Annotated in this window: 17 protein-coding genes; 14 read left to right on the top strand and 3 right to left on the bottom strand. The window is 71.3% G+C overall.

Translation table 11 applies throughout. The features are described from left to right. The first annotated feature begins 4 nt into the window (after positions 1-4). The 4 genes from BJY18_RS07900 to BJY18_RS07885 all read left to right on the top strand — a co-directional run bounded on the left by BJY18_RS07900 (position 5) and on the right by BJY18_RS07885 (position 3994). A complete protein-coding gene (locus BJY18_RS07900) occupies positions 5-952 on the top strand; it encodes an ABC transporter permease (RefSeq protein ID WP_221457625.1) in 948 nt (315 codons plus the stop codon). Further along, positions 949-1767 (top strand): ABC transporter permease, encoded by an 819-nt coding sequence (locus BJY18_RS36715; protein WP_221457623.1) that lies wholly within the window; start codon positions 949-951, stop codon positions 1765-1767. Before BJY18_RS07900 ends, BJY18_RS36715 begins: the two co-directional genes overlap by 4 nt. Next, positions 1760-3130 carry an ABC transporter ATP-binding protein gene (locus BJY18_RS07890; protein WP_184778975.1) on the top strand — a complete coding sequence of 457 codons (1371 nt, stop codon included), beginning with the start codon at positions 1760-1762 and terminating at the stop codon, positions 3128-3130. The genes BJY18_RS36715 and BJY18_RS07890 overlap by 8 nt, the downstream gene beginning before the upstream one ends. A gap of 69 nt (positions 3131-3199) precedes the next feature. Then, complete coding sequence (locus tag BJY18_RS07885) at positions 3200-3994, top strand: class I SAM-dependent methyltransferase (RefSeq protein ID WP_184778973.1); 795 nt, start codon at positions 3200-3202, stop codon at positions 3992-3994. 201 nt (positions 3995-4195) lie between these two features. On the opposite strand, the gene BJY18_RS07880 is transcribed toward BJY18_RS07885, so the two are convergent. Both BJY18_RS07880 and BJY18_RS07875 read right to left on the bottom strand, forming a co-directional pair. Further along, the gene (locus BJY18_RS07880) at positions 4196-5506 is read right to left on the bottom strand and encodes an NtaA/DmoA family FMN-dependent monooxygenase (protein ID WP_184778972.1); all 1311 of its coding nucleotides are present in this window, start codon (positions 5504-5506) and stop codon (positions 4196-4198) included. Positions 5507-5532: 26 nt separating this feature from the next. After that, positions 5533-6462 (bottom strand): ABC transporter substrate-binding protein, encoded by a 930-nt coding sequence (locus BJY18_RS07875; RefSeq protein ID WP_184778970.1) that lies wholly within the window; start codon positions 6460-6462, stop codon positions 5533-5535. Positions 6463-6589: 127 nt separating this feature from the next. On the opposite strand from BJY18_RS07875, the gene BJY18_RS07870 reads away from it, so the two are divergent. Next, positions 6590-7180, top strand: coding sequence for a flavin reductase family protein (locus BJY18_RS07870; protein WP_184778968.1), 591 nt, complete (start codon positions 6590-6592; stop codon positions 7178-7180). A gap of 240 nt (positions 7181-7420) precedes the next feature. On the opposite strand, the gene BJY18_RS07865 is transcribed toward BJY18_RS07870, so the two are convergent. After that, a complete protein-coding gene (locus tag BJY18_RS07865; RefSeq protein WP_184778966.1) occupies positions 7421-8779 on the bottom strand; it encodes an MFS transporter in 1359 nt (452 codons plus the stop codon). A gap of 128 nt (positions 8780-8907) precedes the next feature. Here BJY18_RS07865 and BJY18_RS07860 point away from each other — a divergent pair, with 128 nt between their 5' ends. From BJY18_RS07860 to BJY18_RS07825, 9 genes are all read left to right on the top strand, one after another. Further along, positions 8908-9360, top strand: a complete 453-nt coding sequence (locus tag BJY18_RS07860; protein ID WP_184778964.1) for a MarR family winged helix-turn-helix transcriptional regulator — start codon at positions 8908-8910, stop codon at positions 9358-9360. Between the two features lie 64 nt (positions 9361-9424). Further along, the gene (locus BJY18_RS07855) at positions 9425-10351 is read left to right on the top strand and encodes a hydroxymethylglutaryl-CoA lyase (protein ID WP_184778962.1); all 927 of its coding nucleotides are present in this window, start codon (positions 9425-9427) and stop codon (positions 10349-10351) included. After that, positions 10344-11075 carry an enoyl-CoA hydratase/isomerase family protein gene (locus tag BJY18_RS07850; RefSeq protein ID WP_184778960.1) on the top strand — a complete coding sequence of 244 codons (732 nt, stop codon included), beginning with the start codon at positions 10344-10346 and terminating at the stop codon, positions 11073-11075. Before BJY18_RS07855 ends, BJY18_RS07850 begins: the two co-directional genes overlap by 8 nt. Then, positions 11072-12259, top strand: coding sequence for a CaiB/BaiF CoA transferase family protein (locus BJY18_RS07845; RefSeq protein WP_184778958.1), 1188 nt, complete (start codon positions 11072-11074; stop codon positions 12257-12259). The genes BJY18_RS07850 and BJY18_RS07845 overlap by 4 nt, the downstream gene beginning before the upstream one ends. A gap of 10 nt (positions 12260-12269) precedes the next feature. Then, positions 12270-13010 (top strand): enoyl-CoA hydratase/isomerase family protein, encoded by a 741-nt coding sequence (locus BJY18_RS07840; RefSeq protein WP_312873782.1) that lies wholly within the window; start codon positions 12270-12272, stop codon positions 13008-13010. 8 nt (positions 13011-13018) lie between these two features. Further along, on the top strand, positions 13019-14617 hold the full coding sequence (locus BJY18_RS07835; RefSeq protein ID WP_221457619.1) for an AMP-binding protein: 1599 nt from the start codon (positions 13019-13021) through the stop codon (positions 14615-14617). Beyond that, positions 14614-15573 carry an NAD(P)H-dependent flavin oxidoreductase gene (locus BJY18_RS07830; RefSeq protein WP_184778954.1) on the top strand — a complete coding sequence of 320 codons (960 nt, stop codon included), beginning with the start codon at positions 14614-14616 and terminating at the stop codon, positions 15571-15573. The genes BJY18_RS07835 and BJY18_RS07830 overlap by 4 nt, the downstream gene beginning before the upstream one ends. A 354-nt stretch (positions 15574-15927) precedes the next feature. Next, positions 15928-16062 (top strand): hypothetical protein, encoded by a 135-nt coding sequence (locus BJY18_RS37405; RefSeq protein WP_281393651.1) that lies wholly within the window; start codon positions 15928-15930, stop codon positions 16060-16062. Then, positions 16059-17285 (top strand): sarcosine oxidase subunit beta family protein, encoded by a 1227-nt coding sequence (locus tag BJY18_RS07825; protein WP_184778952.1) that lies wholly within the window; start codon positions 16059-16061, stop codon positions 17283-17285. The genes BJY18_RS37405 and BJY18_RS07825 overlap by 4 nt, the downstream gene beginning before the upstream one ends.

The raw sequence follows: 17285 nt of genomic DNA, 5'->3' as shown, positions 1-17285 counted from the left end.
CGCCGTGCTGACCCGTTTCGCCTTGCGCCGGCTCGTCCTGGGCGCCGGGCAGGTGCTGCTCCTGCTCGTGCTGGTGTTCGGGTTGTCCCTGCTGCTGCCCGGCGATGCCGCCGACGCACGGGCCGGCGAATGGTTCAGCGAGCAGCAGCGGACGCAGACGCGGCAGCTGCTCGGGCTCGATCTCGCTCCGGTCACCCGGTTCCTGCGCTGGCTCGGGCACGTGCTCACCGGCGATCTCGGCACGTCGTATGCGGGCGGCGAACCGGTGGCCCGGGTGATCGGCGAACCGTTCGCGGTGACCGGGCTGATGGCGGCGCTGACCACCCTCGTCCTGCTGCCGGTGGCCGGATGCGCGGGATTCGCCGCCGGCCTGCGTCCGGGTTCGGTGCGCGACCGCGTGATCACCACGGTGAGCGTGGTCCTCGACTCGATCCCGGATTTCGTGCTCTCCGTGCTGGCGGTGGCCTACCTGGCGGTCCGGCTGCGGCTGTTCCCGGCGACCTTCCTCGGCGTCGATCTTTCGGGAATGCTTGCCGAACCGGGTTACCTGGTCCTGCCGCTCACCGTGATGGTGGCCAGGGTGGCCGCGCCGATCGTGCGGCTCGTCCGTGCCGGGGTGATCGACGTACTGGACCAGCCCTACATCCGGCAGGCGCGGCGTTTCGGCGTGGGCCGCGCGTCTTTGCTGCTGCGGCACGTCGCACCCAACGCACTCGGCCCGGCTTTGCAGGAACTCGGCCGCACCGGCGACGGCCTGCTGTCCGGGGTGCTGATCGTCGAGGCGGTGTTCGCGCTGCCCGGGATCGCGTCCACGCTCATCGAGGCGATCGGGGACCGCGACCAGCCGGTCATCCTGGCCATCGTGCTGATCACCGGTGTGGTGGCGATCGCGGTGAACACGCTGATCGATCTCGCCGGTCAGCGGATGGTGCCCCGGCGGGGCCGGTCGTGAAGCGCGCGCTCCGCGTGATCCTGGTCGCCGTCCCGGTGCTGTTCGCGTTCGTCGGGCCGTTCCTGGCGGACCTCGCACCGGCCGGCAGGCAAGCCCCGTTCGGGCCCTCGACGTGGTCGCCCTTCGGCACCGACCGGCTCGGCCGCGACGTACTGGCGGCAGCACTCGACGGCGGCCGTCCCCTGCTGCTGGTCACCGTGACGACGGTGCTGTGCGCCTACGTCGTCGGATTCGGCCTGGGCATGCTCGCTGCCGCGACGGAGCGGCCCTGGCTGGAAGACCTGCTGATGCGACCGCTGGATGTGCTGCTGTGCCTGCCGTCGCTGCTGATCATCATCGTCGCGGCAGTGCGCACCAACGGATCCGCAGTGGCGATCGCGGCGGCGGTGGGGCTGGCGTTGGTCGCCCCGATCGCGCGTTTCGTGCGGATGGCGGCGCGTGCTGTCGTGCAGGGCCCCGTGATGGACGCCTTACGCATGCAGGGCGAGTCCCGCTGGCACCGTTACGGCCGGTACGCGTTGCGGGAACTCTCCCGGCCGGTCGCCGCGGACCTCGGCGTGCGCATCGCGGCGGCGATCTACTTCCTCTCGTCGGCGAACTTCCTCGGGCTCGGGTTCGACCCGGCTTCGCCGGACTGGGCGGTTTCGGTGGCTGCCAACAAGGACGGGCTCGCCACGGCACCCTGGTCGGTGTTCCTGCCGGCGAGCCTGATCGTGCTCCTCGTGCTCGGCATCAACCTGCTGTGGGACGACCTGCTCGCCGACCCGCGCACGCTGGCGGTCCGCGACGAGATGCGGGCGGCGCGTCGTGGCTGACTCGATCACGGTCCGCGGCCTCAGCGCAGACGCGGGGCAGACGCCCCTCCTGCGGGACGTCTCGTTCGAGGTCCGAGCTGGGGAGGTGGTCACGTTGTTCGGCCCCTCCGGCGCCGGCAAGACGACGATCGCCATGGCCGTCGCCGGGCTCACCCGGCCCGGGGTTTCGCTGGACGGGACCGTCGAGGCTCCGGCGCGGACCGGATACCTGCCCCAGCAGGCGGCCGGAACGCTCAACCCGGCGCGCCGCGTGGGCCACGCACTGGGCGAACTGGTGGGCTTGCGGGTGCCGCGGATGACCCGGGCGCAGCGTCGGGCGCGGGTCACGGAGGTACTGCGTGCGGTGGCGTTCGAGGGAGATCTGGGCCCGGTACTGCGGCGGTATCCGGCGGAGTTCTCCGGCGGCCAGCGCACGCGGCTCGCCTTGGCGCAGGTGCTCGCGACCCGGCCGGATGCCCTCGTGCTCGACGAACCGACCACCGGTCTCGACGCCGGGCGCAAGACCGAACTCGCCGGTCACCTCGGCGCACTCGCCCGCAACGGGGTGGCCCTCCTTGTCGTCACGCACGATCCGGATGTGGTGGCAGCACTGGACACCCGGCTGCTGCGGGTGCACAACGGCGTCGTGACGCCGTCGGAAGCCCCGCAGCCACGGCCGACGGGGGCGACACGTCCGTCCGTCTCCTGCTCCGGTTCTCCCGCGGCGGAGCTGCGTACCGTGTCCGTCCACTTCGGCTCGGCGAACGTACTTCGGGAAGCCGATCTGGCGCTGTTCCCGGGTGAAACGGTGGGGTTGGCCGGTGCGTCCGGTGCCGGTAAGTCCACAGTGGCCCGGTGCCTTGCGGGCCTGGAGCAACCCAGCCGCGGCACGGTGCTCGCCGGCGGCCGTCCGTTGCCCCCACTGCGTCGCCGGACCCGCGCGCAGCTCGCCCGGGTCCAGTACGTGTGGCAGGAGGCGGCGCCGTCGTTCGATCCGCGCCGCCCGGTGGAAGTCCAGGTGGCCGCCACCGCGACCCGGCTGCGCGGAGTGTGCCCGGGGGAAGCGCTGGCGGAAGCCCGGGAGGAACTGGCCGAACTCGGCCTCACCCCGGCACAAGCGGCCCGCTACCCACCGGGGCTGTCCGGTGGCCAGCTGCAGCGCGCCGCACTGGCCCGCGCTCTGCTGGCCCGCCCCGAGGTCCTGCTCTGCGACGAGGTGACCACCGGACTGGATACGAACCTGGCCACCCACCTCCTCGGCCACATCGACGCCTACCAGCGGCGAACCGGCGCCGCAGTACTCTTGATCAGTCACGACCCGCACGTACTGACCGGACGCGCGAACCGGGTGCTGACTGTCGAGAATGGACAGATGGTCGGTTGAGGACGTTCGGTCGCTGCTCGGCAGGGCAGTTCGTGCCCTGGCAGCGGCCAGGGCTGTTAGCTTGATGCGATGGCTGACGACACCTGGGCCGGTCTGGCAGGCCAGTTCGCCGACGGGGCCTACGCGTCGGTCAAGGGACACGTGCGTACTTACGTGATCCACCACCAGCTTCTCTCGCACCTGCCGCCTCCGCCGGCGGCGATCCTCGACGTCGGCGGAGGTGCGGGCCACCAGTCGTTCCCGTTGGCGCAGGCCGGGTACGACGTCACGGTCCTGGATTCGTCGGCGGGCATGCTGGACAAGGCGCGGCAACGGCTCGCGCTGCTGCCCGCGGAGACCCGGCAGCGGGTGTCCTTCGTGGAATCCAGCGGCGAGCACGCCGCCGAGGCAGTGCGTGGCCGCCGGTTCGCCGCGGTGCTGTGCCACGGCGTGCTCGGCTATCTGGAAGAGCCGGAGCCGCTGCTCGATCAGCTGTGCCACTGCACCGAGGACGAGGGGATCGTCTCGATCATGACCGGCAACGCCGCCGCGGCCGCGCTCCGCCCGGCGATGGAGCAACGCTGGGAAGACGCACTCGCCGCATTCGACACCGACCACGAGATCGGGGTGCTGGGCCTGCCCACCCGCGCCGACACCGTGGAAGAACTCGGCGGACAGCTGCGCCGGCGCGGCGTCGAGCCGCAGGACTGGTACGGCGTCTGGCATTTCGTCGATTGGCTCGACCTCGGCGGTGTGGCCCTGGACCCCGCGGACACCGCGAAGGTCGCTGCCGCGGCCCGGGTCGAACTCGAAGCCGGCCGGCGGGACCCCTACCGCCGGCTCAGCCGTGTCTTCCATCTGGTCGGGCGCAGAACCCCGCGCTGACCGAGAGCCGGCCGGCGTGCACGCGGTTGCTCACGAGACGCCGGCCGTTCGCCGCGGCCCTGCCCGCCGAGCGAATCGGATCAGCGAATCGGATCAGCGCGGTTCCTGTGGGGCGGCTCTCGCCGCCGCGACGGCGCTGGCCCGCCGCGCCGGTACACCGTCACCGCGACGGCGCTGGCCCGCCGCGACGGCGCACCGGCGTCAGCGGTTCGGGCGGTGCAGGCCGAGGTTGTCGCGCAGTGTGGTGCCGCGGTATTCGGTCCGGAAGCGGCCTGAGCGTTGCAGGCTCGGAATCACCTCGTCGACGAAGGTGGTCAGTTCGGTGGGCAGGGTGGAGCCCATGATGGTGAAGCCGTCGGCGGCGCCGGCGTCCTGCCAGGTGGTGATGTGGGTGGCGAGCTGCTCCGGGGTTCCGGCGAAGTGGAACTGGCCCGCGCCGCTCTTGCGGTCTCGGGTGAGGTCGCGCAGGGTGGCCTCCGGGCGGGCGCGGGCGGCGGCGTAGAGCTGCTCGGCCCGGCTCGACGGGGCGGCGCGCCCGGCCCACAGCTCCGGCGGCAGCGGGGCGTCCGGGTCGAACGCGTCCGGGTCGAGTCCCGCCGTGTACAGCACGTTCTGCCAGCCGAATTCCGGGCTCGCCAGGTCTTCCAGGTGCCGTGCCTTCTCCCGGGCCTCGGCTTCGGTACCGCCGAGGGTGATCATCAGCGCCGGGAGGACGAGCAGCTGAGCCGGATCGCGTCCGGCCGCCGCTGCCTGGGTGTGCAGGTCGGTGCGGAACGCCACCGCCGCGTCGAGGGAGGGCGGCCCCGAGAACACCAGCTCGGCGTAACGTGCGGCGAGGGCGATCCCGGCCGGCGACTGTCCTGCTTGGACGAGCACCGGCCATCCCTGCGGGGACCGCGGGAACGGCAGGATGCCCTCCACGTCGTAGAACTGCCCGTGAAACCGCGGCGCGTGCAGCTTGCCGCGGTCGGCCCACACGCCGCGTTCGCGGTCGCCGACCAGCGCGTCGTCCTCCCAGCTGTCCCAAGCCCGGGTGACGACGTCGACGAACTCGTGCGCGCGGGTGTACCGGTCGGCGTGGTCGGGGTGCGCGGACTCGCCGTAGTTCGCCGCGGCCAGCGGGGTGACCGTGGTGACGATGTTCCAGCCCGCGCGGCCGCCGCTGAGGTGATCCAGCGTCGCGAAGCGGCGGGCGAGGTCCCACGGCTTGGTGTAGGTCGTGGACCCGGTACCGATCAGCCCGACGTGGCTGGTCACCCCGGCCAGCGCGGACAGCACGGAAATCGGGTCGAACTGCGTCTGCGGCAGATGCGTGGTGCGGTATTCCGGGATGGCGATGTTGTCGGCCAGGAACACGGTGTCCAGCAGCCCGCGTTCGGCCGTGCGCGCCAGGTCCGCGTAGTAGGACAGCCCGAGCACGCCGCGGACGTCGTCGGGTACCACCCGCCAGGCCGATTCGTGGTATCCGTTGGGCCAGACGAACGCGTTGAAGTGCAACTCTCGCGCACTCATGATGGGACTCCTCGACCGGGACGGGATCAGGCAAGACCCTGCTGTGACAGCCAGTCCTTCGCGACGTCGGCGGCAGGCTCGCCGTCGGCGTCGACCCGGGCGTTGAGCTCACGCAGGCCGTCGGTGGTCAGCTTCGCGCTCACCGCGTTGACCGCATTCGCGAAGTCCGGACCCCGTTCGCCGAGCACCTTCTTGCTCACCGCGGGCACCACGTTCTCGGTCGGCTCGATGCCGAGATCGTCCTGGAGCACCACGTACTTGCCGTCACCGGCGACCGGGCTCACCGAATCGACCGGGATCACCGTGGCCGCGCCGGACTCGAGCTGCTGCACCCGCGGCCCGATCTCCTGCACGGTCTGGAACGTCGCGTTGCTCAGGTGGTACACGTCCTGGAAGCCCCTGAAACACGGCAGCCGCTTCTCGCACTCCGGCCCGCCGGCCAGGACGACCTTGTCGAGCTTCTTCAGGTCGCCGATCGTGCGCAGGCCCTTCTCCTTGGCCAGATCCGCCTTCACGAGGTAGACGTCCTTGTCCTCGGCCGCGGCGTAGTCGAGCAGCCCGATGCCGTCTGCTTCGAACAGCTTGGCCAGCTGCTCGTGTTCGCCCTTGGCGTCCTTCACCGCGTCTTTGCCGAAGCCGGTGGTGATCGCCGCGCCCTGGTACTCAGGAAGGAACTGCAGCTCACCGGACTTGAGCGACGGGTAGATCAGCTCCCGCGAGCCGAGGTTGAGCTTGCGGGCGACCGGATAGCCCTTCGCCTCCAGCGCGCCCGCGTAGATCTCGGCGAGGATCTGGCTGTCGGTGAAGTTGAACGAGGCCACGACGATCGGCGCGCCGCCCTTGCTCGGCGCGGCCGGCTGGTCACCGCTCCCGCCACCGCACGCGGTCAGGCCGAGCGTGGCCACCACCGCGAGCACAGCCAGCACGGCCCCTCGGATGTTCCCGGTCCAGCGCACGTACCCACACTCCTTCGTCCACAAGCGTCGGGATCACCCTAGCCGCGGGCACCGACAGAATCCGTATCGTGGGAGACGCGGGTAAGTCTTCGGTAACCCGCCGCGGCACGGTCGAGGAAGGGAAAACGTGTACTCCAGCAGCACCGACGAGGATCACGGGGCGTTCGTGTGGATGGTGAAGAACGCGATCGTCCCGCGGCCGATCGCCTGGGTGAGCACGGTGGCCGTGGACGGCACCCGCAACCTGGCACCGTTCAGCTACTTCGCGCCGGTGGTCATGGATCCGCCGACGGTGCTGTTCTCGGTGACCGGGCGGACCGACACACTGGCCAACATCGAGGCGAGGCGGCAGTTCGCGATCACGATCGCGCTCGCCGGGCAGGAGGAGCTGATCGCCGCCACCGCGGCCGAGGAGCCCGCAGAGGTGGACGAGGCCACCCGCGCCGGGCTGCGGTGGGAGGACGGGCACCGGATCGCCGTCCCGCATCCGGCCGGTGGCGGGCCGAGCCTCGAATGCGAGTTGCTGGAGACACGGGAGTTCCGCGGTTCCCGGCTGGTGTTCGGCGAGGTGCTCGGCGTCGTGGTGGACGATCGCCTGCTGCGTGCGGACGGCCGCCTCGACCAGGACCGGTACCGGCCGGTCGGGCGCATGGGCGGGGCGACGTTCACCCGCGTCGGGAACTGGTCCCGGCATCCGGTCCCGCCGGCGGGCGGCTGAGCCGCAACTTCGGGAGAACCCGCGGGTGCGGCGGTGCCCGGGACCGGCTGCTCGGCCGCGCCGCGAAGGCCGGCGGCTCGCCGCGCACCCGTGGAGAGTGGCGGTTCGACTGCGCACCAGTCGAGACCCGCGGTTCAGCCGTGCAGACGTGCGGTTCAGCTGCACCCGCGGAGAAGGGCGGCGCAGCTGTGCGCCAGCGAGGGCCGGCAGCCCAGCCGCGCACCGCTGGAGACCGGCGTTTCAGCCGCGCACCCGGGACCGGGCCGGGGCGCGTACGTCCGGTCCGGCGGCTTCGCGCAGGGTCCGGGCCGGCACCCCGAGCAGCAGGATCAGCCCGCCCAGTACGACCACCGCGGCGCTGATCTGCAGGCCGAGGTCGAGGCTGCCGGTGGTGGTCTTGATCCAGCCGAGCAGTGCCGGGCTGGTGGCCGCGGCGAACGAGCCCATGGTGGTGACCACGGCGATCCCGCCGGCCGCGGCGGGGCCGGACAGGTAGATCGACGGGATCGAGTAGAACACGGTCAGCCCGGAGTAGTGCGCGGCGGTCATCAACGCCAGCAGCACGATCACCAGGTACGGGTTGCCGCTCGCGAACGACAGGGCGATCAGGCAGGCGGCGGCGAAGAACTCGGCGCCCGCGGCGTGCCAGCGGCGTTCCAGGGTGCGGTCGGAATGCCGCCCGACGAGCAGCATCACGCCCATGCCGAGTACCGGCGGGATGGCCGCGAGCAGGCCGATGTCCAGCACGTTGGCGACACCGGAGCTGTTGATGATCAGCGGGGTCCAGAACGACACCGCGTTCGCCAGCGTGTAGCAGCCGCAGGACACCAGGCCCAGTACGTACACCCGCGGATCGCGCAGCGCGCGGAGCATCCCGCTGTGTTTCGCGCCGGTCGGCTTGCGGTCCTGGTCGGCGGCCAGGTCCGCGGCGATCGCCTCCTTCTCGGGCGGGCCGAGCCATTTCGCCCCGGCCGGGGTGTCCTGGAAGAACACCAGCACCAGCACGCCGAGCAGGATCGGCGGCAGCCCCTCCAGGACGAACAGCCACTGCCAGTCCCGCAGGCCCAGCGAGCCGCCGAGGGTGTGCATGATCCAGCCGGAGATCGGCGGCCCGAGGATGCCCGACAGCGGTACGCCGAGGAAGAACATCGCGGTCATCCGGGTCCGGCGGGCGGACGGGAACCACTGGGCGAGGTAGAACAACGCGCCCGGGAAGAACCCGGCCTCCGCGACACCGAGCAGGAACCGGGCGCCGTAGAACAGCTCCGGTGTGGTCGCCAGCGAGGTCGCCAGTGTGATCACGCCCCAGGTCAGCATGATCCGCACGAGGGTCTTCCGCGCGCCGATCCGGGCGAGCAGCATGTTGCTCGGCACCTCGAACAGGATGAAACCCACGAAGAACAGTCCCACGGCCAGGCCGTAGACCCCGTCGCTGAATCCGAGGTCGGCCTTGAGCCGCACCTGGGCCACGCCGACGTTGGTCCGGTCGATGAAGCTCACCACGTAGCAGGCCAGCAGCAGCGGCATGATCCGCAGGGCGACCTTGCGGTAGAGCCGGTCGCGCGGAACGTCCGGACGGGACTGGGGGGAGGACGGCATCGTCTCACTCCGGGTTTCGGGGGCAGGGCACTCAGGTCCGGTGCCGTCCCGAGTCTCTGTCCACTCTGTTGTGAATGTCAACACCCGGTTTCCCGCAGCGGGGCCCCACCGTGGCCTAGACTCGCGGGATGAGCACCCTGCTTCCCATCTCCGAGCTGCTGTCCTACCGGATGCACCGGGTGGCCAACGCGATCTCGCGCAGTGCCGCGACGCGGTACCGCCGCGACTTCGACGTCAGCCTGGGGGAGTGGCGCACGCTCGCGCTGCTCGGTGAGGAGTCGCCACTGACCCTCAACCGGCTGGCCGCGCGGGCCGGGCTGGACAAGGCGCAGATGAGCCGGGTGGTCGCCAAGCTCGACGAGCGCGGGCTGCTGGTGCGCGCGTCCGGTGCCGGCCGGAGCACGCAGCTGTCGTTGAGCCGCAAGGGCAGATCCGTCTACCAGGGGCTGATCGAGGCGGCCAACGAGCGGAACGAGGCGTTCCTGGTGTGCCTGAACCCGGCCGAGCGCGAGGCGCTGGACTCGGCGCTGGACAAGCTCGGCACGCTGGCGAAGGCGCTGGAAAGTCAGCGATCTCTCTAGCTGTTGACTTAATCAACACTGCTCGGGTAGTCCTGGGGATGAGCGATTCCCAGGAGGCCGCCCCATGGCAGACCGCGTGACGATCTGCGAATGCTTCGCCCGCGACGGGTTGCAGCACGAAACCGCGTTCGTCCCCACCGAAACGAAGCTGGACCTGCTCGCCGCCTTCACCGCGGCCGGGTTCCGCCGCGTCGAGGCGACGAGCTACAGCCACCCCCGCCACGTCCCGGCCTTCGCGGACGCCTCGGCGGTGCTGGCTGGCCTTCCGGTGCGGGAAGGCGTGGCGTACAAAGCCACCTGCCCGAACCCACGGGCCGTGCGGCGGGCGATCGCCGACCAGGACGCCGGGCGGGGCGCCGAGGAGCTGAGCTTCCTCGTGTCGGCCACCGAAGGACATTCCGAACGCAATCTGCGTACCACGCGCGCCACGCAGTGGGAGAACGTCGCGGAGATGGCACGGCTCGCCGAAGGCCGCTTCACTGTGGTCGGCGTCGTCTCGGTCGCCTTCGGCTGTCCGTTCGAAGGTGCCGTGGACCCGGGATCGGTGGTGGCCGACATCGTGCGCTTCGCCGAACTCGGTGCCGGCCTGATCACCCTCGGCGACACCATCGGCGCGGCGAACCCGCGTACCGTCGCCGACCTGTACCGGCGCATCGATCGGGCCGGCGTCCGGGTTCCGGTCGTCGCGCACCTGCACAACACCCGGGGCACCGCACTCGCCAACTGCGTTGCCGCGCTGGACGCGGGCTGTCGCCATTTCGACAGCGCGTTCGGCGGGGTCGGCGGCCATCCCGCCCGGATCGCCTACGGGCAAGGGCTCACCGGCAACGCCTGCACGGAGGACCTGGTCGCCCTCTTCGCGTCGATGGGTGTCGAGACCGGACTGGACCACGACCGCGTCGCCGCGGCGTCCGCCCTGTGCGAACGCGCGCTCGGCCGGGAGCTCTACAGCATGATCGCCAAGGGGCGGAAGGAGAAACTCGATGCCTGACGTGCTGCTCACCGAGGACGACGGTGCGGTGCGCGTGCTGCGGCTCAACCGGCCGGAGAAGCTCAACGCACTCGACACCGAGCTGACCCAGGCGTTGCACGACGCGCTGCTCGCCGCCGACCGCGATCCGGACGTCCGCGCGGTGGTCCTCGCCGGCAACGGCAGGGGGTTCTGTGCCGGCGCGGACCTGTCGGAGTTCGGGCAGCTGACGCCGGACCAGCCCGCCGCGGTACTGGCGCGGGCCGACCTCACCAGCCGCACGCAGTCGTTGCTGCCGGAGCTGTCGACGCCGGTGGTGTCCGTGGTGCAGGGTGCGGCCGTCGGCGGCGGAGCGGGGCTGGCCATCGGCGCCGATCTGACGGTGGTGGCCACCGACGTCAAGTTCGGCTACCCGGAGATGAAGCATTCGATCGTGCCCGCGGTCGTGATGACCGGCCTGCAGCGTCACCTCGGCCCCAAGCTGGCGTTCGAGCTGATCAGCCTCGGCCGCCTGCTCACCGCGGCGGAGATGCTGGAGCTGGGCCTGGCCAACCGGGTCGCCGAGCCGGGCGACGTGCTCGCCGAGGGCCTGGCCATCGCGCATCGGTGGGCCGAGGCGAGCCCGCTGGCGATGAGCACCACCAAGACGCTGTTCCACCGCGTCGCCGACCTGCCGCGCGCCGAGGCGATGCGGGCGGGCCGCGACGTGAACGTGATCATGCGCGGCTTCCGGGAGCGCGTGTGAAACCGTTGTCCGGCATCACCGTCCTCGACTTCTCGCGGGTGCTCGCGGCTCCGCTGGCCACCCAGACGCTCGCCGAGCTCGGCGCCACCGTGGTCAAGGTGGAGCGGCCCGGCCGCGGTGACGAATCGCGCGGCTGGGAACCCCGGCTGCCCGCCGGGGAGAGCGCCTACTTCTTCGCGTTCAACCGGGGGAAGCAGTCGATCACGCTCGACCTGAAGTCCGCCCGCGGCCGCCGGATCGCGCGTGACCTGGCCGCCCGTGCCGACGTGCTGGTGGAGAACTTCCTGCCCGGCACGCTGGCCAAGCTGGGACTGGGCTACGAGGAGCTGGCGGAGCTGAACCCGGGTCTGGTCTACGTGTCCAACACCGGGTTCGGCCAGGACGGCCCGTACCGCGACCGCAAGGGCTACGACACGATCTTCCAGGCTCTGTCGGGGATCATGCACCTCACCGGGCATCCGGACGGGCCGCCGGCGAAGGCCGGCATCCCGGTGTCCGACCTGGCTTCCGGGCTGTGGACGGCGATCGCGGTGCTCACCGGCCTGCTCGGGCGGGCGAACACCGGCCGCGGCTCGCAGGTGGACGTGGCGATGATGGACGTGCAGGTCAGCCTGCTCGCCCTTGCCGCGGCGCGGCTGTTCGCCTACGACGAGGATCCGATGCGCCAGGGCACCCAGCATCCGGGGCGGGTGCCCTCGGCGGCGTTCCAGTGCCGCGACGGCCGGTGGCTGCATCTCAGCGCGAGTGATCAGCACTGGGCGCCGCTGTGCGAGGTGCTGGAGCTGACCGAACTCGCGGCCGATCCGGACCTTGCGGCCAACGCCGGGCGGCTGGACCAGCGGGAGCGGGTGCTGGGTGCGCTGCGGGCCGCGTTCGCCCAGCGGCCGCACGCAGAACTGGCGCGGGCGTTGCGGGCCCGGGACGTGCCGGTCGGTGAAGTCAACTCCGTCCGTGAGGCGCTCGAGGATCCGAACACCGTCGCACGGGGCATGGTCGGGCATTTCGAACACCCGGCCGAAGGGCGTTTTCCCGCGCTGCGCACGCCGTTGCGGATGAACGGGTACGAAGATCCCGAACCCGCCGTGCCCCCGCGGCTGGGTGCCGACACCGGTGTGGTGCTGGCCGAGCAGCTCGGGCTGTCCGAGGCCGAGGTGGCGGCTCTGCGTGCGGAAGGGGTGATCTGAGGTGGATCCGGTGCTGGTGCGCACGGAGGCAGGCGTCGCCGAGGTGAGGTTGAACCGCCCCGAGGCACGCAACGCGCTGAACTTGCCCATGTGTGTCGCCTTGCGGGAGATCTTCGCCGATCTCGACGCGGACGAGCGGGTGCGGGTCGTCGTCGTTCGGGCCGCGGGCCCGGTCTTCTGCGCGGGCGCGGACCTGAAGGAGCGCAGGGACAAGGACGAGGCCTGGGTGCGTCGTCGCCGGCTCGCCTCGTTCTCCGCCTACGAGACGATCGAACGCTGCGGCAAGCCGGTGGTCGCGGTGGTCGACGGCCCGGTGGTCGGTTCCGGCGGCGAGATCGCGATGAGCTGTGACTTCGTGCTCGGCTCGGACGCCGCGACGTTTCGTTTCCCCGAACCGCACCGGGGCACGGTCGGGGCGACCCAGCGGCTGCAGCGGGTGGTGGGCAAGCGGCGGGCCAAGGAACTGCTGTTCACCGGCCGGGTCCTCCTTGCGGCGGAGGCCGCCGCGATCGGCCTGATCACCCGGCTCACGTCGCGAGAAGGTCTCGAGGCGCTCGCGGCGGACACGGTCTCGGCCATCGCGGCCGCACCGCCGCTGTCGCTCGGCCTCACCAAACAGTCCGTCGACCTCGGGGAGGAGGTCGCGCTGACCACGGGCATCCGGATCGAGCTGGCCGCGATCGAGCGGAACCTCGCCGAGGGTGAATGGCGGCGTGGTGTCGAGGAGTTCGGCGATCGGAACGGGAAGTGAGCGGGAACATGCGCACTGTGGACCTCGCCGGTGTCTGTCCACTCACGACGGACGCGGCGCTGCGGCGGGCGGCGGCCGTGGTGCCGGACGTCGAAGCGGTGGTCAACGCGGACGAGCGGGTCACCTATGCCGAGCTGGCCGCGGAGGTGGCCAGGCTCCGTTCGGCTTTGCACCACGCGGGAATCGGCCGTGGTGACCACGTCGGTCTCTGCCTCGGCAACGGGCCGCGGTGGGTGGCGCTGTTCCTCGCCATCACGTCGCTGGGTGCGGTGACCGTGCCGGTGAACACCCGGTTCAAACAGTCCGAACTGGACTATGCGCTGCGGCAGTCGGACGTGCGGCTGCTGTTGCTCGCCGACCGGGTGCTGAGCTCGGATTTCGTGTCGATGCTGCGGGAGATCTGCCCGGCGGTGGAGACGCGGCTGCCCGATCCCGCCTTGCCGGAGCTGCGCCAGGTCGTCGTACTGGGGACCGAGGTACCCGCCGGCGCGCAGAGCTGGGCGGAGTTCACGGCGCGGGCGGGGAAGCCGGTCGAGCCGTGCAGTACGCCCGATGACGTGGCGCTGATCCAGTACACGTCCGGGACGACGTCCTTTCCGAAGGGCGTGTTGCTGACCCACCGGAACATGTGTGCCGACGCGTTCTTCTCCGGCACCCGCCTCGGCCTGCGCGCCGGTGACCGGTTCTACAGTGGACGGCCGTTCTTCCATGTCGCCGGGACGACGCTGTCGATCCTGGCCTGCCTCCAACAGCTGTCCACTTTGGTCACTGCGGAACGCTTCACGCCCGGCAATGCATTGCGGCTGCTCTCCGACGAGCGGTGCACCCACTTCGCGGGCAACGACACCATCGCGCTGATGATGCTCAACCATCCCGACCGTGACCGGTATCCGCTGGTGTTGCGCGGTGCCTGGCTCGCCGCTTCGCCGACGGTGGTGCGCCGGGTGATCGACGAACTGGGCGCCACCGAGGCGGTCGTCGGGTACGGGCTTTCCGAAGCGTCGCCGAACGTCGCGCAGTCGGCGTGGTGGGAACCCGAAGAACTGCGGGTGGACGCCAGCATGCCGCCGGAACCCGGGGTGGAGGTCCGGATCCGGGAGACCGGGGAGGGGCAGCCGGGGGAGATCCTGGTCCGCGGCTGGAACGTGATGCGCGGCTACTACGCGATGCCGGAGCAGACCGCCGCGGCGATCGACGCCGAGGGCTGGCTGTCCACCGGTGATCTCGGCGTCCTGCGCCCGGACGGGCGGCTGGTGTTCCGCGGCCGGGCGAAGGAGCTGATCCGGGTCGGCGGGGAGAACGTCGCGCCCACCGAGGTCGAGGCGGTGCTGCACCGGCATCCGGCGATCCGGCAGGCCGCCGTCGTCGGGGTGCCCGACGCACGGCTGGTAGAGGTGCCCTTCGCCTTCGTGGTGCTGAACGAGGGGGCCACGACCTCCGCGGACGAGCTGCTGGGCTGGTGCCGCGACGAGATGGCCGGCTTCAAGGTGCCGCGGCACCTGCGGATCGTCGAAGGTTTCGAGGGGATCGGCATGACCGCCAGTGCGAAGATCCGCAAGACGCAGCTGGCCGAACATGCTGTGGGCCTGCTGGAGTCTTCACGGTGACCCGGATCGAGACGGCGCTGACCCGGCTGCTCGGTATCGACCTGCCGATCGTGCAGGCCGGGATGTCGTGGGCGTCCTCGGCCCCGGAGCTGCCGCTGGCCGTCTCCCGCGCCGGCGGGCTGGGCGTGCTCGCCGCGGGGCCGATGCGCCCGGACGACCTGCGCAGCGCGATCCGGACCGTGCGGGCGGGCACGGACCGGCCGTTCGCGGTCAATCTGCCGCTGTATCGCAAGGGTGTCGAGGAGACGCTGGAGCTGCTGCTGGCGGAGCGGCCGCCGGTTCTCATCGCCTCGCAAGGCGGTCCGCGTCGCTACCTGGACCGCTTCCACGACGCGGGGGTGCTCTGCCTGCACGTGGTCGCCGGTCCCGAGCACGCCCGCAAGGCCGCGGCCGCCGGAGTCGACGGACTGGTGGTCGTCGGCGCGGAGGCCGGTGGCCACCCGCCGCCCGACCTCGTGTCGACGCTGGTGCTGGCGCGCGCCGTGGCCGCCGCGGTGCCGGCCACGCCGTTCCTGGTGTCCGGTGGTTTCGCCGACGGGCACGGGCTGGCCGCGGCGCTGGCTCTCGGCGCTGGAGCCGCCCAGTTCGGCACCCGCTTCCTGCTGAGCACCGAGGCGAACGTGCACCCTGCCTACCAGCGTGCCGTGCTGGCCGCGTCGGTCGCCGATCCCCAGCCGGTGGGTCGCGACCTGGGCGTGATCCGCGCGATCCCGAACGCCTTCACCCGGGAGATGCACCGCCTCGAAGCCGACGGCGCCGCCCTGGAAGACCGCCGCACCCGGTTCTCCGCGTCGACGCTGAAGATGGCCGCGTTCGACGGCGACGTGGACCGGGGCAAAATCGAAGCCGGACAGAGCGCCGGGCTGATCGGCGAGATCCGCCCGGCGGGCGAGATCGTGCGAACGATCGCCACCGAGTACGAAACAGCCCGACGAAGCCTGCCGGAAGCGCGGTAACGGCCGCGGCCCGGTTCGGGTGATCGCTGCGGTGACGCTGCCGAGCTTGGCCGGCTTGTCCGAGGGCCGGCCGGTTTCGGTTCGGGTGACTGTTGTGCTGAGGTTGGCCGGCTTGTCCGGTGGGGCCGGCCGCGGCCCGGTTCGGGTGATCGCTGCGGTGACGTTCCCGAGGTTGGCCGGCTTGCTGCCGCCCCGACGTGCCCGGGCCGGTCGGCGAGACCGGCCGGCTCCTCCGGCAAGGTGACCCGCGTGGCCGCTTTCCGCTGACCTGTTGACTCCGCCGGGACGCTGCCCGTAACCTTGGATCCCATTGATATATCAGTCCTCCTGGAACGGTATACGAGAGGTGGTCCCATGTCCGCACCGGCTGATCGCCCGGAGGTGTCCGCTGCCGTTCGGGGGCTCGGCGTGCCGGCGGGTCCGGAGGCGCGCGCCGCGGCCGGGTGGGAGCCGGCCCGGCACCCGCTGTACCCGGAGGTGGTCGCGTGAGCACGCCCGGCGCGCACCTTCCGGAGCATCCGGACTTCCTGTGGCGCAATCCCGAACCCCGGAAGACCTACGACGTCGTGATCATCGGCGGCGGCGGGCACGGCCTGGCCACCGCGCACTACCTCGCGAAGAACCACGGCATCACGAACGTGGCGGTGCTGGAGAAGGGCTGGCTCGCCGGCGGCAACATGGCCCGCAACACCACGCTGATCCGGTCGAACTACCTGTGGGACGAGTCGGCGGCGATCTACGAGCACTCGCTGAAGCTGTGGGAAGGCCTGGAGGAGGACCTCGGGTACCCGATCCTGTTCTCCCAGCGCGGGGTGCTCAACCTCGCGCACACCGAACAGGACGTGCGCGATTCGGTCCGCCGGGTCGAGGCCAACAAACTCAACGGGGTCGATGCGGAGTGGGTGAGCCCGGAGCAGGTCAAGGAGATCTGCCCGATCGTCAACATCTCCGGCGACATCCGCTATCCGGTGCAGGGGGCGACCTACCAGCCGCGCGCGGGGATCGCGAAGCACGACTACGTCGCTTGGGGATTCGCGCGCCGCGCCGACGAGGCCGGTATCGACCTGATCCAGGACTGCGAGGTCACCGGGTTCACTGTGGACGGTGACCGGGTCACCGGCGTACGCACGAGCCGCGGCGACATCGGGGCGGGCACGGTCGCCCTGTGCGCCGCGGGCCACACCTCGGTGCTGCTGGAGATGCTCGGGGTGCGTACGCCGTTGCAGTCGCACCCTTTGCAGGCACTGGTGTCCGAGCTGCTGAAGCCGGTGCACCCGACGATCGTGATGTCCAACGCCGTGCACGTGTACGTGTCGCAGGCGCACAAGGGCGAGCTGGTGATGGGCGCGGGCGTCGATGCCTACAACGGCTACGGCCAGCGCGGAGCGTTCCACATCATCGAACGGCAGATGGCCGCCGCGGTCGAGCTGTTCCCGGTGTTCGCTCGTGCGCACTTGCTGCGCTCCTGGGCCGGGATCGTGGACGTCACCCCGGACGCGAGCCCGATCGTCGGGCACACGCCGTACGAGAACGTGTTCGTCAACTCGGGCTGGGGCACGGGCGGTTTCAAGGCCACGCCCGGTATCGGCTGGTGCTACGCGCACACCATCGCGCACGGCGAGCCGCACCCGTACGTCGCGCCGTTCGCCCTTGACCGCTTCGTGACCGGCGCGCTCGTGGACGAGCACGGCGCGGCCGCAGTCGCCCACTGA

It is taken from the genome of Amycolatopsis jiangsuensis, from assembly GCF_014204865.1.
GTDB lineage: Bacteria > Actinomycetota > Actinomycetes > Mycobacteriales > Pseudonocardiaceae > Amycolatopsis > Amycolatopsis jiangsuensis.
The sequence above is the reverse complement of the archived record's forward strand: the minus strand, read 5'-3'. Positions and strand labels throughout refer to the sequence as shown.